Origin of the sequence: Micromonospora sp. CPCC 205539 (assembly GCF_036906815.1) — a bacterium.
GTDB lineage: Bacteria > Actinomycetota > Actinomycetes > Mycobacteriales > Micromonosporaceae > Micromonospora.
In genome coordinates this window covers 209376-225714 of sequence record NZ_JBAKHW010000008.1, presented here as the reverse complement: position 1 = coordinate 225714, position 16339 = coordinate 209376, and the positions used below count along the sequence as shown (strand labels likewise).

Genomic DNA, 16339 nt, shown 5'->3' with positions numbered 1-16339 from the left:
GTGCCAGCCGAGGGGATCGGCAGAAACACCTATATTGGCCGCACCAGGCGCGGGTTCACTCCTGGTACCAGGCGTCCGTCTCGTGGGGTGCCCGCTGCGCACCGACGGCGGCCACCGGCCCGGTGGCAACCACTCCACCGCTCGCGTCGAGCGCTTCCACGACGAGGCCCGTCGTGGGGCCGGGCACGGTCAGCGCCGCCCCGGAGCCGCTGACCGGGGCGTTGGCCACCGCCAGCCCGTCGCGCAGGACCCGTACCGAGGTGGCGGCGGCGGGCGTGACCACCAGCAGCGAGCGTCGGCTCGTGCTGCCGGTCGGATCGTCGTCGATGGGTACGGCGAGGAGGGCACCCGTATCCGTCGGGTCAGTCGCCACGTCGAAGGGCAGACCCGTGCTGACCAGAGTGTCGGGCCTCGGCTGGCCGTGATCGATCACCACCTGGCCCACCCAGCCCCCGCCCACCGCGGGGGCGGTCAGAACGGTGACCCGCGGGTTCCCCACGTTCGGCGGCGGCGACGTGGTCGTGACTCCGGTCGGAACGCCGGTGACGGGCCCGCCCCAGATCACGGAGGGCAGGGCCGTCAGTCGGTAGCCCCCCATCTGGGCCATCTCCCGCATCAGCTCCCGGGAACGCTGTTGCTCGGCGTGGCCGCGCATTCGAGCCGTCGCGGTGGCGAACTGGGCGTCGGTGATCGGCCCGGACGCCCGCGAGCCTGGCCCGGGAACGAGCTGGCGGGTCGCCGAACCACAGTCGACCCGCCACCACTCGGGCCGCTGGGTCAACGGGGTGCGTACGAGGTAGGAACCGGTCGGCTCCGGCGTCCACGTCTCGGGCGCCGGTGAGCTGAGGAAGACGCATTCGGCCGGTGCGATGGCCACGTGCACCTCCCTACCGGGACGGGTCGGGTCGTCGACGGCAATGGTCTCGTAGGGCTCCAGAGCGTCGCTCGTGCCCCGAACGGCGGCGGTGCTCGCCAGGTCCTTGGCAGTGGCACCCTCGTCGGCGACCAGCCACACGGCGGCGTTCGGCCAGCCGGTGCCCGGGTCGGGCTGTTCGCGGACGAACGCGGCGAGCGCGATCCGCTGGCCATCGATGTCGTCGGCGAAGAGCACCTTCACCTCACTCACCGGCACCGTCAGCCGGGGAAAATCCCCCCGCCGCTGGGCGGTCAGCAGATTGTGGGCGACGTCGCGGATATAACCGGTGTCCCGGGCGACGGCGCCGCGCGGTGGCGACTGGAGCAGCTTCTCCGACCAGGCGAGCACGTGGCTGAAGGACTCGGTCGAGTCGGCCGGCGGTGATGGCTCCGCGATTCCGCCCGGCCCGGCGATGGCGAAGGACGCGCCGGCCACGGAGACCACGGCGGCCAGGGCCAGCCCGCCGACCCGTCGCTGCTGGTTCCGCCGGTACCGGGCTCGGACCCTACCGTAGGGGTCCGGCTCTGGGGCCAGAGTCCTGGTCAGGTCGGCCAGGGCGCGGCTCAACTCCTCGTCGACCGTCATCGCGCTACCCCCGTTATCTCCGTCGTCCGCTTCATTGCTGCTGATGTCGGCGCCGGTGCTGACGGTGGTGCGTCTGGTGCCAGCGTCAGACGCAGGCGGGCCAGCCCTCTCGACGCGCGGCTCTTGACCGACCCGACGGAACAGCCCAGCGTGGCCGCCACCTCCGCCTCAGGCAGGTCGGCCACGTACCGCAGCACGATCACCGCCCGGGTACGGGGACTGAGCGTTCGCATCGCCGCGTACAGGGTGTGGCGCTCCGTCACCGCGTCCGCGCTGTCCCGAGTGGAGCGGTCCGGCAGGATCGCCGTCACCACCTCGCGGGCCCGGTGGCGACGCCAGACGCTGATGTTGTGGTTGACCATGACGCGCCGCAGGTAGGCCATCGGGTCGTCGACCCGCCTCCAGCGCCGCATCACCTTCACCAGCGCCGACTGCACCAGGTCCTCCGCATCCTGCGCGGACCCGGTCAGGTGGTAAGCCACGCGGAGGAGATCCATGTAGCGGGTGTCGACGAATTCTCGGAACTGCTCGTCGTCTGCTGCCATGTGCTCCCGCCTCGGTTGGTTACCCATCACGACTCTGGCGGGGGCGTAAAGGTTGAAGGCCTGCGGGAACTCCTGCGCGGCTGCCGGTCGGGGGCGGTCTGGGCGGAGCTGGAAAGCACGAGAGGGCACATCCATCGAGTGGATGTGCCCTCTGCCTCTGGTCGGGGTGGCCGGATTCGAACCGACGACCTCTTCGTCCCGAACGAAGCGCGCTACCAAGCTGCGCCACACCCCGAGGCGTGCCGACAAATAGTAGCCCACCCGTCCCGATGGTCAAACTCGGTATCCCCGGGGGCTGCGTACCCGGCCGGAGCAGCCAAGATCCGCGCAACTTCCGGTTGTGGTGGCCTCGGGGTCGACGTGAGGCCACTACATCCGCGAAGTTGCGCGGATCTTGATGGGCCGCGCGGTGATCATGCCGCTCAGCGGGGGATGAGCGTCAGGATGGTCGCCTCCGGAGGGCAGGCGAAGCGGACCGGGGCGGTCGGGTGGGTGCCGAGGCCGGCGGAGACGTGCAGCCAGGACTCCGAGCCCGGCCAGCGGTGCAGCCCGCGCGCCATCGAGCGGGGCAGCCCGCAGTTGGTCACCAGCGCGCCGACGCCCGGTACGCAGACCTGCCCGCCGTGCGTGTGCCCGGCCAGCAGCAGGCCGAAGCCGTCCGCGGCCATCTGGTCGAGCAGCCGCGGCTCGGGTGAGTGCGTCAGCGCGATGGACAGATCGGCCGAGGACGAGACCGGTCCGGCCACCGAACCGTAGTCGTCCCGTTCGATGTGGGGGTCGTCCACGCCGACCAGGTCGAGCTGCCGGCCGCCGGCCTTCAGCGTGGCTCGGGCGTTGTTGAGGTCCACCCAGCCGGCGCCGGTGAACACCTGGCGCAGCTCCTCGTAGGGCAGCGCGGCGCCCTCGGTGTACTCCCGGTCGGGCAGGAAGTAGGTGAACGGGTTCTTGAACACCGGCCCGGTGTAGTCGTTCGAGCCGAACACGAACGCGCCCGGAAAGTCCAGCAGCGGTTGCAGCGCCCGTAGCACGCCCGGCACTGCCCCGGGGTGCGCCATGTTGTCGCCGGTCACCACCACCAGGTCCGGGTCGAGGGCGGCCAGCGAGGCCACCCAGCGCTGCTTGCGCGCCTGGTCGGGCATCATGTGCAGGTCCGACAGGTGCAGTACGCGGAGCGGTTCAGCGTCCGCCGGGAGCATCGGCACGTCGTACCGTCGCAGGGTGAACATGTTGCGCTCGATGAGCGACGCGTACGCGAGGGTGGCGGCGCCGACAGCGGCGGTTCCAGCGGCAAGCCGGAATAGTGTGCGCTTTCGCATGGCGTTCAGGGTAGTTTGACCGACCATGAGCACGCTGAAGGACCGCCTCACCGCCGACATGCGTTCCGCGCTCAAGGCGCGCGACGAGCTGACCACCTCGACGCTGCGGATGGCTCTTGCCGCCGTCGGCACCGCCGAGGTCGCCGGCAAGGCCAAGCGTGACCTCTCCGACGACGAGGTGCTCGCGGTGCTGACCAAGGAGGCCAAGAAGCGTCGGGAGGCGGCGACCGCCTTCGCCGACGCCGGCCGCGCCGAGCAGGCCGCGAAGGAGACCGCCGAGGGTGAGGTGCTGGACCGCTACCTGCCCAAGCAGCTCTCCGACGCCGAGTTGACCGAGCTGGTTTCGGGGGCGCTCGCCGCGGGCGGCTTCACCGGCAAGGCCCAGATGGGCCCGGCGATGAAGGCGGCCCAGGCCGCGGTGGCCGGCCAGGCCGAGGGCGGCCGGGTCGCCGGTGAGGTACGCCGCCAGCTCGGCCTCTGACCAGCCGGATCACCGATCAGCGGCGCCAGCCGCCCGCAGTCCTGGCACACGCAACGGGCGGGCACCCGGAGAGGGTGCCCGCCCGTTCGTGCGTCCTACGGTCTCGGTTCAGCCGCCCTGGCGTCGGGCGGGCGGGGTGCCGCCGGGCGGGGCTGCCGCGCCGCCGCTGCTGATCTGGATGCTGACCACGCCGTTCTTGATGGTGCGGTCGTCCGGGCTGGTGCCCGCCACGTCGCCCGCCTTGCAGGACGAGGGGACCTTCGTCTCGGACACGATTACTTCGAAGCCGGCGTCCTTGAGTCGGGACTTCGCGCTGTCCACCGATTGGCACTTCACGTTGGGGATGCTGCGCTGGTCGCCCTTGGAGATCTTCTCGCCGGGCTCCTCGAACTGGATCCGGGGCTTGTTCTTCATGGCGTCCCGCAGTGTCTCCCACACCGGCGGGTTGATGCCGTCCTTCTCCTTGTGCTTCATCTTGACGTTGGTCTGCGGCCAGTCCGGGTCGGCCATGATGCCGGCCACCGCGTACTGCTTGGTCATCGCGACCAGGGCGGCGGTCTTCTCCGAGTCGGTGGTGCCGGACTTGCCGGCCACCGGCGCGTTGACGTCGCCCTTCACGTTGCCGGCCGTGCGGCTGCCGCCGCACTTGCTGGTGCTGGAGTTGTCACCGACCGGGCAGCGGGCGGCGTCCACGGCGGCCCGGGCCACGTCGGTGCTGAACCGCTTCTCACAGCGCGGGTTGGCGATGTCCAGCTTCTTGCCGTCGGGGTCGCGGATCTCCTGCACCGGGATCGGCTCGCAGTACTTGCCGTCCGCGGCGAGGGTGGCGTAGGCGTTGGCCAACTCCAGCGGGGTGGTCTGCGAGACGCCCAGCGTGAACGCGCCCCACTGGTGGGCCGATTCCTTGTTGGCGGCCAACTTGGCGTCGCCACTCGACCGGAACTGGATGCCGAGCCGCTTGGCGGCCTCGACCACGTTCTCCGCGCCGACCTGCTGCTCAAGCGGCACGAAGTAGGTGTTGACCGACTGCGCGAAGGCGGTCCACATGTTCTGCGGGCCGCCGGGCTTCTGGTTGGAGTTGGTCGGGCAGTAGAAGTGCGTCCCCTTGCAGGCCGCCGGGCTGCTGCTGTCGATGATGTATTCCGACTTGAACTGCGCCGGCGCGTTGATGGTGTAGCTGAGCGGGATGCCCTTCTCCAGGGCCGCCACGATGGTGAAGATCTTGAAGGTCGAGCCAGCCTGGTAGCCGGAGATGCCGTCGCCGCCGGTGAGTAGCGGGTTGACCGTCGCCGGGTAGTTACCCAGGATCTTCTTCTTGCTCTTCGCCGGATCGCTGTTCAGCTTGTTCGTCTTCTTGTCGTCGATCTTGAACTGCCGATTGACCGCGAGCGCCCGGACCCGGCCGCTGCCGGGCTCCACCACGGCGACCATGGCGGCTTCCTTGCTGTTCACGCTCTTGGCCTTGCGGACGGCCTTGTCCGCGCCCTGCTGGGCCTGGACGTCGAGCGAGGTGACCACGGTGTAGCCGCCGCTCTTTAGCCGCCGCTCCCGGTCGTAGGTGGTCGAGCCGAAGGTCTCCTGCTGCATCCACCAGCGGTAGAAGTAGTCGCAGAAGAAGCCCCAGCTGTTGGTGTTGGCGGCGACGCAGCCGTTGGGGGTGCGCTTGTCCTTGACGACCAGGTCGGTCGCCCTGGCCGCGTCGGCCTCCTGCTGGGTGATGGCCTTGATGTCGAGCATGTTCTGAATGACGTAGTTGCGTCGGTTCAGTGCGGGCAGGCGACCGGACGGGGTGGTCGGGTCGTTGGTGGTGGGCGCCTTCGGCATGCCGGCCAGCAGGGCTGCTTCCGCGATCGTGAGTTTGCTCGGCGGCTTGCCGAAGTAGACCTGGCTGGCGGCGTAGATGCCGTACGCGCCGTTGCCGAACGAGGCGAGGTTGAGGTACCGGACGAGGATCTCGTCCTTGGAGAACTCCTTGTCGACCTGGAGGGCCAGCCGCATCTCGCGGAGCTTGCGGGCGCTGGTGTCCTCGGTCGCCGCGACCACGTCGGCCGGGTGGGTGGCCGAGTAGGCGATGGCCAGCCGGACGTACTGCATGGTGAGCGTGGAGGCGCCCTGCCGGCCGGCTGCGTCGTTCTGGTTGTTGACGAACGCACGGGCGACACCGTTGATGTCGACGCCGTTGTGCTTGTAGAAGTCATGGTCTTCGGCCGCAATGATGGCCTTCACCATGTACGGCGAGATGTCGGCGAGCTTCACGTCGCGCCGGTTCTCGTCGTACATCGTCGCGAGCGGTGTCTTGCCGTCAGAGGCCAGCAGGTAACTGATCTGTGGCGCGCGCGCCACTGTCAGCTCCGTGGGCAGGTTGCCGAAGGTCTCGGCGCCGGCCTTGGCCGCCAAGCCCGACATCGCCACCGCGGGGAAGGCCGCCGCAGCGACCACCACGCCAGCCAACAGGCCACATACGAGTAGCGATGCGGCATTGGTCAGCACATTGTGGTCACGTTTCCGCATCCAGGTCACCTCGGCATGGTACGCGAGTAGGGAACGAGGGGCGCTGGGGCGTTGTTTCCCCATTTCCTGCGCGCGCTGCCCTCGTTGTGCTAAACGCACGACCCCCGGTGCGTGGTTGCGTGTGACCTGCCGTGAGTTTCCTCCGAGTGGTGGAGGTGGCGCAGCGTTTTCACGTACCTCGGCGGGGTAACCGGCGGTCGAGCGCCCGGGAAGCCGGGAGTGTCCGGAATGATGGATTTAGCCGACAACGTTGCGTAATCAGTCGACTACAGAGCATGATGGAGGCGGCGAAAGCGCCACACATGTCGTCCGTGCCGTCTTGGGGAAGGCGCGCCGGGCGATCGGGGGGAATTGCCGGCTGACGTGGAACGAGGTCGGTAGGTACTGCAAGGGGGGACGTGTACTCATGGGCATGATCACTGACTGGCCGTCGCTGGCGGCGTGTCAGAACGGGGACCCGGACGCGTTGTTCGTACAGGGCGCCGAACAGAACGTGGCGAAGCGGATCTGCCGGAGCTGCCCAGTTCGGTACGAGTGCCTGGCCGACGCGCTGGACAACCGGATCGAGTTCGGTGTGTGGGGTGGCATGACCGAACGCGAACGGCGGGCCCTGCTGCGTCGACACCCGCAGGTGACGAGCTGGCGCAAGATGTTCGAGGCCGCCATGAAGAAGAACAGCAAGGACAAGGCCGGCAAGGACAAGATCCTGGTCAACGCCGGCTGACGCCGGTCACGGCCGGCTGATCGCCGTGCCGATCGTTCGCAGCCCGTCGACGTCGTGCACGTCGGCGGGCTGCGCCGGCACCGACACCGCCGGCACCGCCGGAAACGCCTCGGTGAACCGCGCGGCCACCTGCTGCTCGCGTACCGCCTGACGAGCCAGCGCGGCGTGGGCCCGCAGCACATCGGCGGTGGCCTCATGCCCACCCAGCTCGGTCAGCCGCTCCGCGGCGGCCCGGCTCTGCTCGGCATCCAGCTCCGGCGCCGCCGGCTGGTGCACCCGGTTGAGGACCAGACCGGCCAGCGGCATCTTCTCGTCCCGCAGGCGGCCGGCGAAGTAGGCGGCCTCCCGGACCGCGTCCGGCTCCGGTGCCGCGACCAGCAGGAAGGCCGTCTCCCCTGCCTGGAGGATGCGGTACGTCTGCTCGGCCCGCTGCCGGAAGCCGCCGAACATCGAATCCAGTGCGGCCACGAAGCCGGACAGGTCGGTCAGCAGTTGAGCGCCGAGCACCTTCTGCACGACCTTCGAGAACATGCCGAACGAGGCCGTGACCAGGCTGAACATGCTCCGCCCGCCGCTGCGTGCGGGGGCCAGCAGCAGTCGCAGCATGCGGCCGTCGAGGAAGCGGGAGAGCCGCGCCGGGGCGTCCAGGAAATCCAGCGCCGAACGCGACGGCGGGGTGTCGACCACGATCAGGTCCCATTCGCCCCGGGCGTGCAGCTGGCCCAGCTTCTCCATCGCCATGTATTCCTGCGTGCCGGCGAAGGTCGAACTCATCGCCTGGTAGAAGGGGTTCGCGAAGATCTCCGCGGCCTTCGCCGGATCGGTGTGCTGGAGCACCACGTCGTCGAAGGTGCGCTTCATGTCGAGCATCATGGCGTGCAGCTCGCCGCCGCTGGACTCGACGTCGATCCCCTTGACCTGGCGAGGGGTGTTGTCCAGCTCGGTCAGGCCCAGCGACTGGGCCAGCCGGCGGGCCGGGTCGATGGTGAGCACCACCGTGCGTCGGCCGTGGTGCTCGGCGGCCCGCAGCGCCAGGGCCGCGGCCGTGGTCGTCTTGCCCACCCCGCCGGCACCGCAGCATACGACGATCCGCACGCCGGGGTCGGCGAGGATCTGGTCGACGTCCAGGTGCGGCGCCGCGTCTTCGGAAGGCACCAATCGAGCGTATCGGGCCGGGTGGGTCCGCGCCCCGTGCTGAGCTCAGGTGTGAGTCAATCCGCCCGGACGAGGGCCTGAGCCAGTGTCGCGAGCCCCACGCGGTCCACCCCGTCGGGCAGCAACGGCAGCTCGATCATCGGCAACCCCAACTCCACCAGGTCAGCTCGGAGCGAATCTTCCAACTCGCGCCGGACGAGCTGGTCACGCGCCTCGTCGTGCAGGCCGGCGACGGTCTCCCGGTCGGCCGGCAGCCCGGCGGCGACCAGGCCGCGCTTCAGCTCGGCCGCGGTGACCGCCCGGCCGGCGGGCAGCGGTGGCCGCGCGCCGTTGACGATCACCTTGCCCACCCCGAAGCCGAGCGTGGTCAGGTCGGCGATCGCGTCCACCGTCTCCTGTACCGGCATCTCCTCCAGGAGCGTGACCACGTGCACCGTGGTCATCGGGGAGCGCAGCAGCGCGGAGACCCCGTCGCTCTGGGTCTTGATCGGCCCGACCTTCGCCAGTCGGGCCGTCTCGGCCGTGACGTTGAGGAACCGGCCGATGCGCCCGGTCGGCGGGGCGTCGAGCACCACCGCGTCGTACGCGCGCCGCTGCCCCGAGGTGCGGGTGGTGGCTTCCTTCACCTTGCCGGTGAGCAGCACGTCGCGCAGGCCGGGCGCGATGGTGGTGGCGAAGTCGATGGCCCCGAGCTTGCGCAGCGCCCGGCCGGCCGCACCCAGCTTGTAGAACATGTCGAGGTACTCGAGCAGTGCCTCCTCGGCGTCCACCGCGAGCGCGCGCACCTCGCCACCGTCCGGCGCGCTGGTGAGGTGTCGCTCCTCGTACGGCAGCGGGTCGAGGCCGAAGAGCTGGGCGATGCCCTGCCGCCCCTCGACCTCCACCAGCAGGGTGCGCCGGCCGCCGGCGGCAAGCGCCAGGGCCAGCGCCGCCGCGACGCTCGTCTTGCCGGTGCCACCCTTGCCGGTCACCACGTGGAGACGGGCCGACCATCCGGTACCGGCCGGGTCGGGCGGCCGCTCAGCTGCTCGCACCCGTCGAGCCTATCCATGCCTGCGGGTCACGCGACCTCGCAGACCCACCAACCCGTCTTCTGCACCACCGTGAAGCGCAGGTCCTGGTCGGCCACCTTCTCGTCGGCGGTGGTCATGGTGACCCGGGTGGAGACGGTTGCCCGCTCGCCGGTCTGGTTGTCCACCTTCGGGGTGGTCCACTTGAAGCGCGGGTTCTGGTACGTGGCGGCGTACTTCTGCACCTCGGCCACCTTCGCGGCGATCTTCTTGTCGTCGCGGGAGGCAGCGCAGACGTGGTCGGCCGCCTTGCCGGCGTCGCGGTCCTTGTAGACCGCCGTGAGGAACTCGTCGACGGCGACTCCCGGCTCCTTGGCGCCCTGACCGGTCTCGGCGTCGCGCAGGGTCAGGAACGCCACCGCGCCGCCGCCCACGCAGAGCACCATGATCACGGCCAGCGCGATCGCCGCGATGAGCAGGCCGCGCTTCTTCTTCTTCGGCTCCTCGGCACCCTGGTAGGGCGGGTAGCCCGGCGGGGGCGGCGGGATCAGCGAGGGGTCCTGGTTGCCCGGCTCCGCCGGCGCTCCGGCGGCGCCCTCGGGCTGGCCGGCGACCTGAACGCCGCCTGGCTGGCCGGCGACCTGAGCGCCGCCCGGCTGGCCCGGAGAGGCCGGCTGGGCCGACTGTGGGGGAGAGACCGGCTGCGCGGGGCTGTTCGGCTGGGCCGGCTGCACGGGAACGGCCGGCTGACCTGGCTGCCCGGGGCTGTTCGGGGGAGCCGACCCCGCAGGGGAGGTTGGCTGGGTGAGCTCCGTGGCGACGGCCGGCTTGGTCGACTGCGCGGGGGCGGTCGGCGTGGCCGGAGGCGCTGGCCTGGCAGGTTCAGCGGGGAGGGCGAGCAGGCCGGGCCGCGCGGCGGGGGCCGACGAGCCGGGCTGGTCGGCGACGTCCGGAGCGCCGGGCTGGCCGGCGGGATCCGGGTGGGCTGCCGGAAGCGCGGGCGCGCCGGTCTTGTCGCCGTTGGGCGGTTGGGTCATCTCGTTCCCCCGGGGGTGCGGCGCTCGCCGCCACCCCTGGCGCCGAGCGTGATCGAGCGGGCGGCCGGGCGCTGCGCGACCGTCCGACCGGAAGGGTAGCGGTCCACCAACGCATCGGTGTCGCCCCTGGCGGCCCGGCGGAACCTTCCGTGAAACGCCGTCAGGTTTCATACCGTCGATCTGTCGCATATGTGACTTTAAGTGCCCAGACGTGCGCGTCCTGCTGGCGGGACTGCGTCCACGGACCTACCTTCGTCCCCGGTGCGGGGGGCGGAACGGATGAATGGGTCCGGGCCGGAAGCGTGATCCGACAGGTACGACCGGAGGAAGTGCATGCGCGACGCGGACAACATCCCTCGCACCCAGTTCCCGGCGAACGACCGGGCGCGCTGGCCCGGCCATCTCGGGACGGCCGACGGGCCACTCGGCAGCCTGCCGATCAACGAGCGGTCGTACCGTCGCGTGCCGGAGCCGACGGAGGTGGCCCGCGCGTTGAGTCGGCCCGCCGAGCGGATCCGGGACGACGAGGAGCCGGGCTTCGTCATCCACCTGCCGATCCGGGTGTCCGACCTGGCGGCGGCGACCGCGCTGGCCGGTCGGGTCGCGGTGTCCCTGGGCTTCCTGTCGGAGCTGGACGCCGGGGAGACCACGGTGTCCAACGCCGACGACCAGAACAACCGGCACCGGGTCTTCTGTGACCTGCTCCTGCCCGACCGGTCCCGCTGTCCCCAGCGGTACGAGCACGAGGGGTCCTGCGGTGAGCTGCCGGCCGCGCCGGAGCAGCGTCCCGCGCCTCGCCCGGCAAGCGGACCGTAGGCTGTGCGTCGAAGAAGTCCGCACCGAGAGGGAGCCTTCCAGCGATGCAGAAGTGGGAATACTCCACGGTCCCGCTGCTGGTCCACGCGACCAAGCAGATCCTCGACAACTGGGGCGAGGACGGGTGGGAGCTCGTCGCCGTGATCCCCGGCCCGAACCCGGACCAGTTGGTCGCGTACTTGAAGCGGCCCAAGGCGTGAGCAACGGACCGCACGCGAAACTCGCCGAGCTGGGGCTCGAACTCCCCGAGGTGGTGCCGCCGGTGGCCAGCTACGTGCCGGCCGTGCAGTCCGGGCAGCACGTGTACGTCTCCGGTCAGCTGCCGATCGCCGCAGGAAAGCTGCTGGCCACCGGCAAGGTCGGGGCTGGCGTCTCCGCCGAGCAGGCGAAGGACCTGGCCGAGCGGTGCGCGCTCAACGCGCTGGCCGCCGTCGACTCGCTGGTCGGCCTGGAGAACGTGATCAAGGTGGTCAAGGTGGTCGGTTTCGTGGCGTCCGCGCCCGGCTTCACCGGCCAGCCTGCCGTGATCAACGGTGCCTCCGACCTCTTCGGCACCGTCTTCGGCGAGGCCGGCCGCCACGCTCGCAGCGCTGTGGGCGTGGCCGAACTCCCGCTGGACGCCCCCGTCGAGATCGAGCTGATCGTCGAGGTCGCCTGACCCTCTCCACCCCCGCGATCTTGCACTTTCGGCCCGGACGAAAGCCTTGAACGGGCACGAACCAGGGGCGGCAACTGCAAGATCGCGGGGTGTGGTGAGCGGGGTCGTACGATCGCAGCCATGGGCGGGCATGTGACGGGCGCAGTGGCTGCGCTTGCCGACGAGCTGCCGGGTTGGGTTTCGCTGCTGCGCGCGCCGAACCCGGGTCCGATGACCCTCGACGGCACCAACACCTGGGTGCTCCGCGCCCCGGGGACGGAGCACGCCGTCGTGATCGACCCGGGGCCGGCGGACGAGGGGCACCTGAACCGGATAGCCGAGCACGGCCCGATCGGGCTGATCCTGATCACGCACGGCCACGCCGACCACACCGAGGGCTCCGCCCGACTGAGCGAGCTGCTCGGCGGGGTTCCGGTGCGCGCCGTCGACCCGGCCCACAGCATCAACGCCGCGCCGCTGGGCGCCCAGCCGGAGCCGCTGGACCTGCCCGGCCTCGTGGTGCGACCGGTCCCCACACCCGGGCACACCGCCGACTCGATCTGCCTGCACGTCTCCTACGGCGACGACCAGGTCGTGTTCACCGGTGACACCATCCTCGGCCGGGGCACCACCGTCGTGGCCCACCCCGACGGGCACCTCGGCGACTACCTGACCAGCCTGGGGTTGCTCTCCTCGTACCGTGGAATCCCGGCGCTGCCGGGGCACGGCCCGGCGCTGGCCGACTGCGCCGCCGCCGCCGACTTCTATCTCGCCCACCGCCGGGCCCGGCTCGACCAGGTCCGGGCGGCGGTCGCCGCCGGTGCCCACAGCCCCGCCGACGTGGTCGCGGTGGTCTACGCGGACGTGGACCGTTCGCTCTGGTGGGCAGCCGTTTGGTCGGTCCGTGCCCAACTGGAATACCTGGGTGTCGGATCCGGGGAATCCGAGCCGGGGGTCAGTGGGTTGGAGCACATGTGACCTGCCCGGTGTGTGGAACCGTCGCCGTTCCCGGCGCGCGGTTCTGCCACAACTGTGGCGCCGCGCTGCCGGCTGCCGCGTCGTTGCCGGCGGCCGAACGTCGGGTGGTCACCGTGCTCTTCGGCGACCTCTCCGACTTCACCTCCTGGTCTGAGGATCTCGACCCGGAACGGGTCGGTGCCGTCACCGATCGGGTGCTCGCCGCCCTCGCCGGCGCGGTGAAGACCTTCGGCGGGCACGTCGACAAGCTGACCGGCGACGGGATCATGGCGGTCTTCGGCGCACCGGTGGCACACGAGGACGACGCCGAGCGCGCCGTCCGGGCCGCCCTGTCGATGCAGCGGGCCGTCCGTCGGGTGCTCGACGACGAGCGGGGCGGCGGCGCGCCGCTCGGGCTACGAGTTGGGCTGAACACCGGCGACGTGATCGCGGGCATCCAGGCGGCCATCGAGTACACGGTCATCGGGGACACGGTCAACACCGCCGCGCGGTTCTCCGACGCCGCCGCGGTGGGCGCCGTCTACGCCGGCGCGCGCACCGCCGCCGCCACCCGGCACGTGGCCTCCTGGCGGGCGCTGCGTCCGCTGCGACTCAAGGGCAAACGCGAGCCGGTCGAGGCGTACGAGCTGCTGGGTCTGCTGGACGCGCCGGGCACCCGGTCGGGCCTCGGCGACGAGGCGCCCTACGTGGGCCGGGAGACCGAGATCGGCCGGGTCGCCGGCCGCCTCGCCGAGGTGATCGACCAGGGTGACCCGCGGGTGCTGCTGATGACCGCCGAGGCGGGCATCGGCAAGTCCCGGTTCGCCGCCGAGGTGGAACGCCTCGCCGCCGGGTACGACGTGGGCGCCGGCCGGTACGCCGCGCACACCGGCGCCCGGGTGCTCTCGGTGCGCTGCGCCGCGTTCGGCGAGCGGCGTCGGCTCGCGCCGCTGGCCGACCTGGTCCGTGCCGCGGTCGGCCTGCCCAGCGACGCGGCCACCGCGTTGACCCGGCCAGCGGTCGAGGAACGGCTGCGCCGGCTCGGCCAGCGGCTCGCCCGGGCCGGCGGTGCGGCGCCGCCGATCGCCACGGACCAGCTGCTCGCCCTGCTCGGCTACGCCGAACTTCCCGCACACGGTGGCGGCGACAACGGCGAGTGGGGCGGCGCGGGTGCACCGCCGGCGGATACCGACGTGGTGCCGAACGCGGTCGCCGACCTGCTCAGCGGGCTCGCCGCGGAGGCGCCGCTGGTGATCGTGGTGGACGACCTGCACGACGCCACGGCCGAGACGATCAGCGCCCTCGGCCTGGCCCTGTCCCGGCTCGCCGGTCCGGTGCTGGTGCTGCTGCTCGGCCGTCCCGAGCTGGTCCGTACCGCTGGCGCGCTGACCCGGGTCGCGGACGCCGAGGTGCACTCCCTGCCGCCGCTGCGCGGTGCCGATGCTGCCCGGCTGCTTACCAGCTACCTCGGCGGCGGCAAGTTGCCGTCGGCCGACGCCGACCGGCTGCTCGCCACCGCCCAGGGCAACCCGTTCTACCTGGCCGAGCTGGTCACCCTGCTGATCGAGCGCGGCGCTCTCACCGCAGTGGAGATCGGCTCGACCGCCGGCTGGCGGCTGGTGCCCGGCTCGCTGGGCAGCCGGCTGCTCTCCCGGGACCTCGCCGCCGTGCTCGCCGCCCGCATCGACGCGCTGCCGCCGGACGCCCGCTCGGTGCTGCGCGACGCCGCGGTGGTCGGTGACACGGTGCCGACCGGTGCGTTGGAGGCGTTGTGCGACCAGCGCGCCGGCCGGGATGGCCGGCCCGCGGCGGTGATCGCCGTCGAGCTCGACCGGGCCGTCGAGGAGTTGCTGCAACGCCGGATGCTGCACCGCACCCGTACTGGCTTCGCGTTCGCCACCCCGCTGATGCGGGAGGCCGCCTACGCCGGGGTGAGTAAGGCGGAGCTGGCCGAGCGGCACGCGGCGCTGGCCCGTTGGGCAGCGCCGGCGGGCGAGGCCGCGGCCGGCACGCCCGGCGGGTTCACCGACGAGGCCCGGGACGACTTCGTGGCGACACACGTCGAGCGGGCCGCCACGCTCGCCGACGCGGTGAAGCTGCGCCCGGACGCGTCGGCCCGGACGGTGGTCCCGCTCGGGATCGCCGCGCTCGGCCGGGCCGCACGCCGGTCGCTGTCGGCCGGTGAGCCGGCGCTGGCCGTGGAGTACGCCGAGCGCGCCGCCGAGCTGGCCCGCGACGGCGTGCCGGCGGCCGACCGGGTGGTGCACGCCCGAGCGTTGCTGCAGATCGGCCGGGTCGCCGACGCGCTCGCCTCGGCCGAGAAGATCGCTGCGAACGCCGGCGACGAGGTCACCCGGGTCAGCGCCCTGCTGCTCGCCGGTCAGGCCCAGCAGACCCTGGGCGACCAGGGCCGCGCGGTGGCTGCCTGGCAGGAGGCGTTGCAGGTGGCCACCGCCGGAGGGCTGCCCACGCAGCGCGCCTCGGCGATGCGTCGGCTCGGCATGGCCGACTTCGTTGGTGGGCGGCTGAGTCAGGCGAGCAGCCGGCTGGCCGCCGCGTACCAGGTCAGCCTCGGTGCGCAGGATCGACACGGGCAGGCCTGGTCGTTGCAGAACCTGGCTTGGGTGACCACCACCCGGGGCGACTTCGCCGGCACCGACGCGGTGCTCGGCCGGGCGGCCCGACTCTTCGCCGAGCTGAAGGACCCGTACGGGCGCGCCTGGTTGCGCGGCACGACCGCGTTCGCCCGGCTGCTCGCCGGCCGGCTGGGCGAGGCATGTCGGCTGGCGCAGGTCTTCCTGCCCTTCGGCGAGCGGGTCGGCGAGGCGTGGGCGGTGGGCACACTGCGCGCGGTGGCGGCGTACGCCACCGCCGAGTTGGGCGAGCTGGCCGAGGCGGACCGGGAGGCCCGCCGGGCGTACCGCGAGTTCGCCGCCGCCTCCGACGACTGGGGGCGCGGGTTCGCGCTGGTGGTCCGGGCCGTGGTGGCCCGCGGGCTGGGCGAGCCGGAGCACGCGGCCGACCTGCTCACCGACGCCCTGGGGTACGCCGAGCGGACCTCGCACCCGCTGCTCACCGGGATGGCCGGCACGCTGCGCGGCTTCGTGGCGCTGGACCTGGGCGACCGTGACACCGCCGAGCAGGTCGCCCGCGCGGTGCTGACCGCCGTCGAGCCGCACAACCCGCAGGCTCCGGCCCAGGTCGCGCCCCGGGTGCTGCTGGCCACCGCCCGACTGGCCGCTGGTGATCCGGCGACCGCGGTCGGGCTGCTCGCCCCGGTGGCCACCGCCGCCGCGAACGCGCCCTCGTTGCTCTTCTCCCGTCGTCAGACGATGGCCCAGTACGCGTCGGCGCTGCTCGCGCACGGTCAGCGGGAGCAGGCGCTGGACTGGGCCCGGCGGGCGGTCACCGCGCCGGCGGAGGACGTGCGCAGCCAGGTGATCGCGGCCAGCGTGCTGGCTGAGGCGCTGGCCGCCTGCGGTCGCCCGGAGGAGGCGTTGGCCAGCGCGGAGGAGGCGGTCCGCTTGGCGTACGCCACCGAGCAGCGCAGCGAACGCGCCGCCGCCGACGCCCTGCGCGCCCGGCTCGCCGTCGCTTAGGGACGGTCGCCGTCACCCAGCGAGGTCCCGGCGGAAGTGGATAAGGCTTT

The 16339-nt window shown here is 71.9% G+C and carries 14 protein-coding genes and 1 tRNA gene; 7 read left to right on the top strand and 8 right to left on the bottom strand.

Translation table 11 applies throughout. From position 1 onward, the window contains the following. Positions 1–55 precede the first annotated feature (55 nt). From V6V47_RS10550 to V6V47_RS10535, 4 genes are all read right to left on the bottom strand, one after another. Complete coding sequence (locus V6V47_RS10550; protein WP_334627908.1) at positions 56–1501, bottom strand: hypothetical protein; 1446 nt, start codon at positions 1499–1501, stop codon at positions 56–58. Continuing rightward, entirely contained in the window at positions 1498–2046 is a 549-nt protein-coding gene (locus V6V47_RS10545) for a SigE family RNA polymerase sigma factor (protein WP_334627907.1), read from the bottom strand. The genes V6V47_RS10550 and V6V47_RS10545 overlap by 4 nt, the downstream gene beginning before the upstream one ends. A gap of 158 nt (positions 2047–2204) precedes the next feature. Beyond that, a tRNA-Pro gene (locus V6V47_RS10540) sits at positions 2205–2281 on the bottom strand. Positions 2282–2468: 187 nt separating this feature from the next. Next, positions 2469–3362: a metallophosphoesterase gene (locus tag V6V47_RS10535; RefSeq protein WP_334627906.1), complete on the bottom strand. Its 894-nt coding sequence runs from the start codon at positions 3360–3362 to the stop codon at positions 2469–2471. Positions 3363–3387: 25 nt separating this feature from the next. On the opposite strand from V6V47_RS10535, the gene V6V47_RS10530 reads away from it, so the two are divergent. Then, a complete protein-coding gene (locus V6V47_RS10530; RefSeq protein WP_334627905.1) occupies positions 3388–3843 on the top strand; it encodes a GatB/YqeY domain-containing protein in 456 nt (151 codons plus the stop codon). A 108-nt stretch (positions 3844–3951) separates the two neighbouring features. Here V6V47_RS10530 and V6V47_RS10525 read toward each other — a convergent pair whose 3' ends face one another. Then, positions 3952–6354 (bottom strand): penicillin-binding protein, encoded by a 2403-nt coding sequence (locus V6V47_RS10525; RefSeq protein ID WP_334627904.1) that lies wholly within the window; start codon positions 6352–6354, stop codon positions 3952–3954. A 406-nt stretch (positions 6355–6760) separates the two neighbouring features. Between V6V47_RS10525 and V6V47_RS10520 the strand changes: the two genes are divergently transcribed. Continuing rightward, entirely contained in the window at positions 6761–7078 is a 318-nt protein-coding gene (locus tag V6V47_RS10520) for a WhiB family transcriptional regulator (protein WP_334627903.1), read from the top strand. Between the two features lie 6 nt (positions 7079–7084). On the opposite strand, the gene V6V47_RS10515 is transcribed toward V6V47_RS10520, so the two are convergent. Genes V6V47_RS10515 through V6V47_RS10505 form a run of 3 tightly spaced genes read right to left on the bottom strand, consistent with a single transcriptional unit; the run spans position 7085 to position 9794 of the window. Beyond that, positions 7085–8233 carry an ArsA family ATPase gene (locus V6V47_RS10515; protein WP_334627902.1) on the bottom strand — a complete coding sequence of 383 codons (1149 nt, stop codon included), beginning with the start codon at positions 8231–8233 and terminating at the stop codon, positions 7085–7087. A gap of 56 nt (positions 8234–8289) precedes the next feature. Next, a complete protein-coding gene (locus V6V47_RS10510) occupies positions 8290–9267 on the bottom strand; it encodes an ArsA-related P-loop ATPase (protein ID WP_334627901.1) in 978 nt (325 codons plus the stop codon). Between the two features lie 26 nt (positions 9268–9293). Then, positions 9294–9794 (bottom strand): Rv0361 family membrane protein, encoded by a 501-nt coding sequence (locus tag V6V47_RS10505; protein ID WP_442934211.1) that lies wholly within the window; start codon positions 9792–9794, stop codon positions 9294–9296. Between the two features lie 819 nt (positions 9795–10613). Between V6V47_RS10505 and V6V47_RS10500 the strand changes: the two genes are divergently transcribed. From V6V47_RS10500 to V6V47_RS10480, 5 genes are all read left to right on the top strand, one after another. Further along, positions 10614–11096, top strand: a complete 483-nt coding sequence (locus V6V47_RS10500) for a hypothetical protein (RefSeq protein ID WP_334627900.1) — start codon at positions 10614–10616, stop codon at positions 11094–11096. Between the two features lie 44 nt (positions 11097–11140). Next, complete coding sequence (locus V6V47_RS10495; RefSeq protein WP_088950574.1) at positions 11141–11296, top strand: DUF4177 domain-containing protein; 156 nt, start codon at positions 11141–11143, stop codon at positions 11294–11296. Continuing rightward, positions 11293–11754 carry a RidA family protein gene (locus V6V47_RS10490; protein WP_334627899.1) on the top strand — a complete coding sequence of 154 codons (462 nt, stop codon included), beginning with the start codon at positions 11293–11295 and terminating at the stop codon, positions 11752–11754. Before V6V47_RS10495 ends, V6V47_RS10490 begins: the two co-directional genes overlap by 4 nt. Before the next feature lie 120 nt (positions 11755–11874). Further along, entirely contained in the window at positions 11875–12711 is an 837-nt protein-coding gene (locus V6V47_RS10485; protein WP_334627898.1) for an MBL fold metallo-hydrolase, read from the top strand. Beyond that, complete coding sequence (locus V6V47_RS10480) at positions 12708–16289, top strand: adenylate/guanylate cyclase domain-containing protein (RefSeq protein WP_334627897.1); 3582 nt, start codon at positions 12708–12710, stop codon at positions 16287–16289. Before V6V47_RS10485 ends, V6V47_RS10480 begins: the two co-directional genes overlap by 4 nt. Positions 16290–16339 lie beyond the last annotated feature (50 nt).

Bases quoted from the DNA above. Each gene is read 5' to 3' on its own strand.
- V6V47_RS10550 (WP_334627908.1), bottom strand. From the start codon at position 1,501: ATGACGGTCGACGAGGAGTTGAGCCGCGCCCTGGCCGACCTGACCAGG.
- V6V47_RS10545 (WP_334627907.1), bottom strand. From the start codon at position 2,046: ATGGCAGCAGACGACGAGCAGTTCCGAGAATTCGTCGACACCCGCTAC.
- V6V47_RS10535 (WP_334627906.1), bottom strand. From the start codon at position 3,362: ATGCGAAAGCGCACACTATTCCGGCTTGCCGCTGGAACCGCCGCTGTC.
- V6V47_RS10530 (WP_334627905.1), top strand. From the start codon at position 3,388: ATGAGCACGCTGAAGGACCGCCTCACCGCCGACATGCGTTCCGCGCTC.
- V6V47_RS10525 (WP_334627904.1), bottom strand. From the start codon at position 6,354: ATGCGGAAACGTGACCACAATGTGCTGACCAATGCCGCATCGCTACTC.
- V6V47_RS10520 (WP_334627903.1), top strand. From the start codon at position 6,761: ATGGGCATGATCACTGACTGGCCGTCGCTGGCGGCGTGTCAGAACGGG.
- V6V47_RS10500 (WP_334627900.1), top strand. From the start codon at position 10,614: ATGCGCGACGCGGACAACATCCCTCGCACCCAGTTCCCGGCGAACGAC.
- V6V47_RS10495 (WP_088950574.1), top strand. From the start codon at position 11,141: ATGCAGAAGTGGGAATACTCCACGGTCCCGCTGCTGGTCCACGCGACC.
- V6V47_RS10485 (WP_334627898.1), top strand. From the start codon at position 11,875: ATGGGCGGGCATGTGACGGGCGCAGTGGCTGCGCTTGCCGACGAGCTG.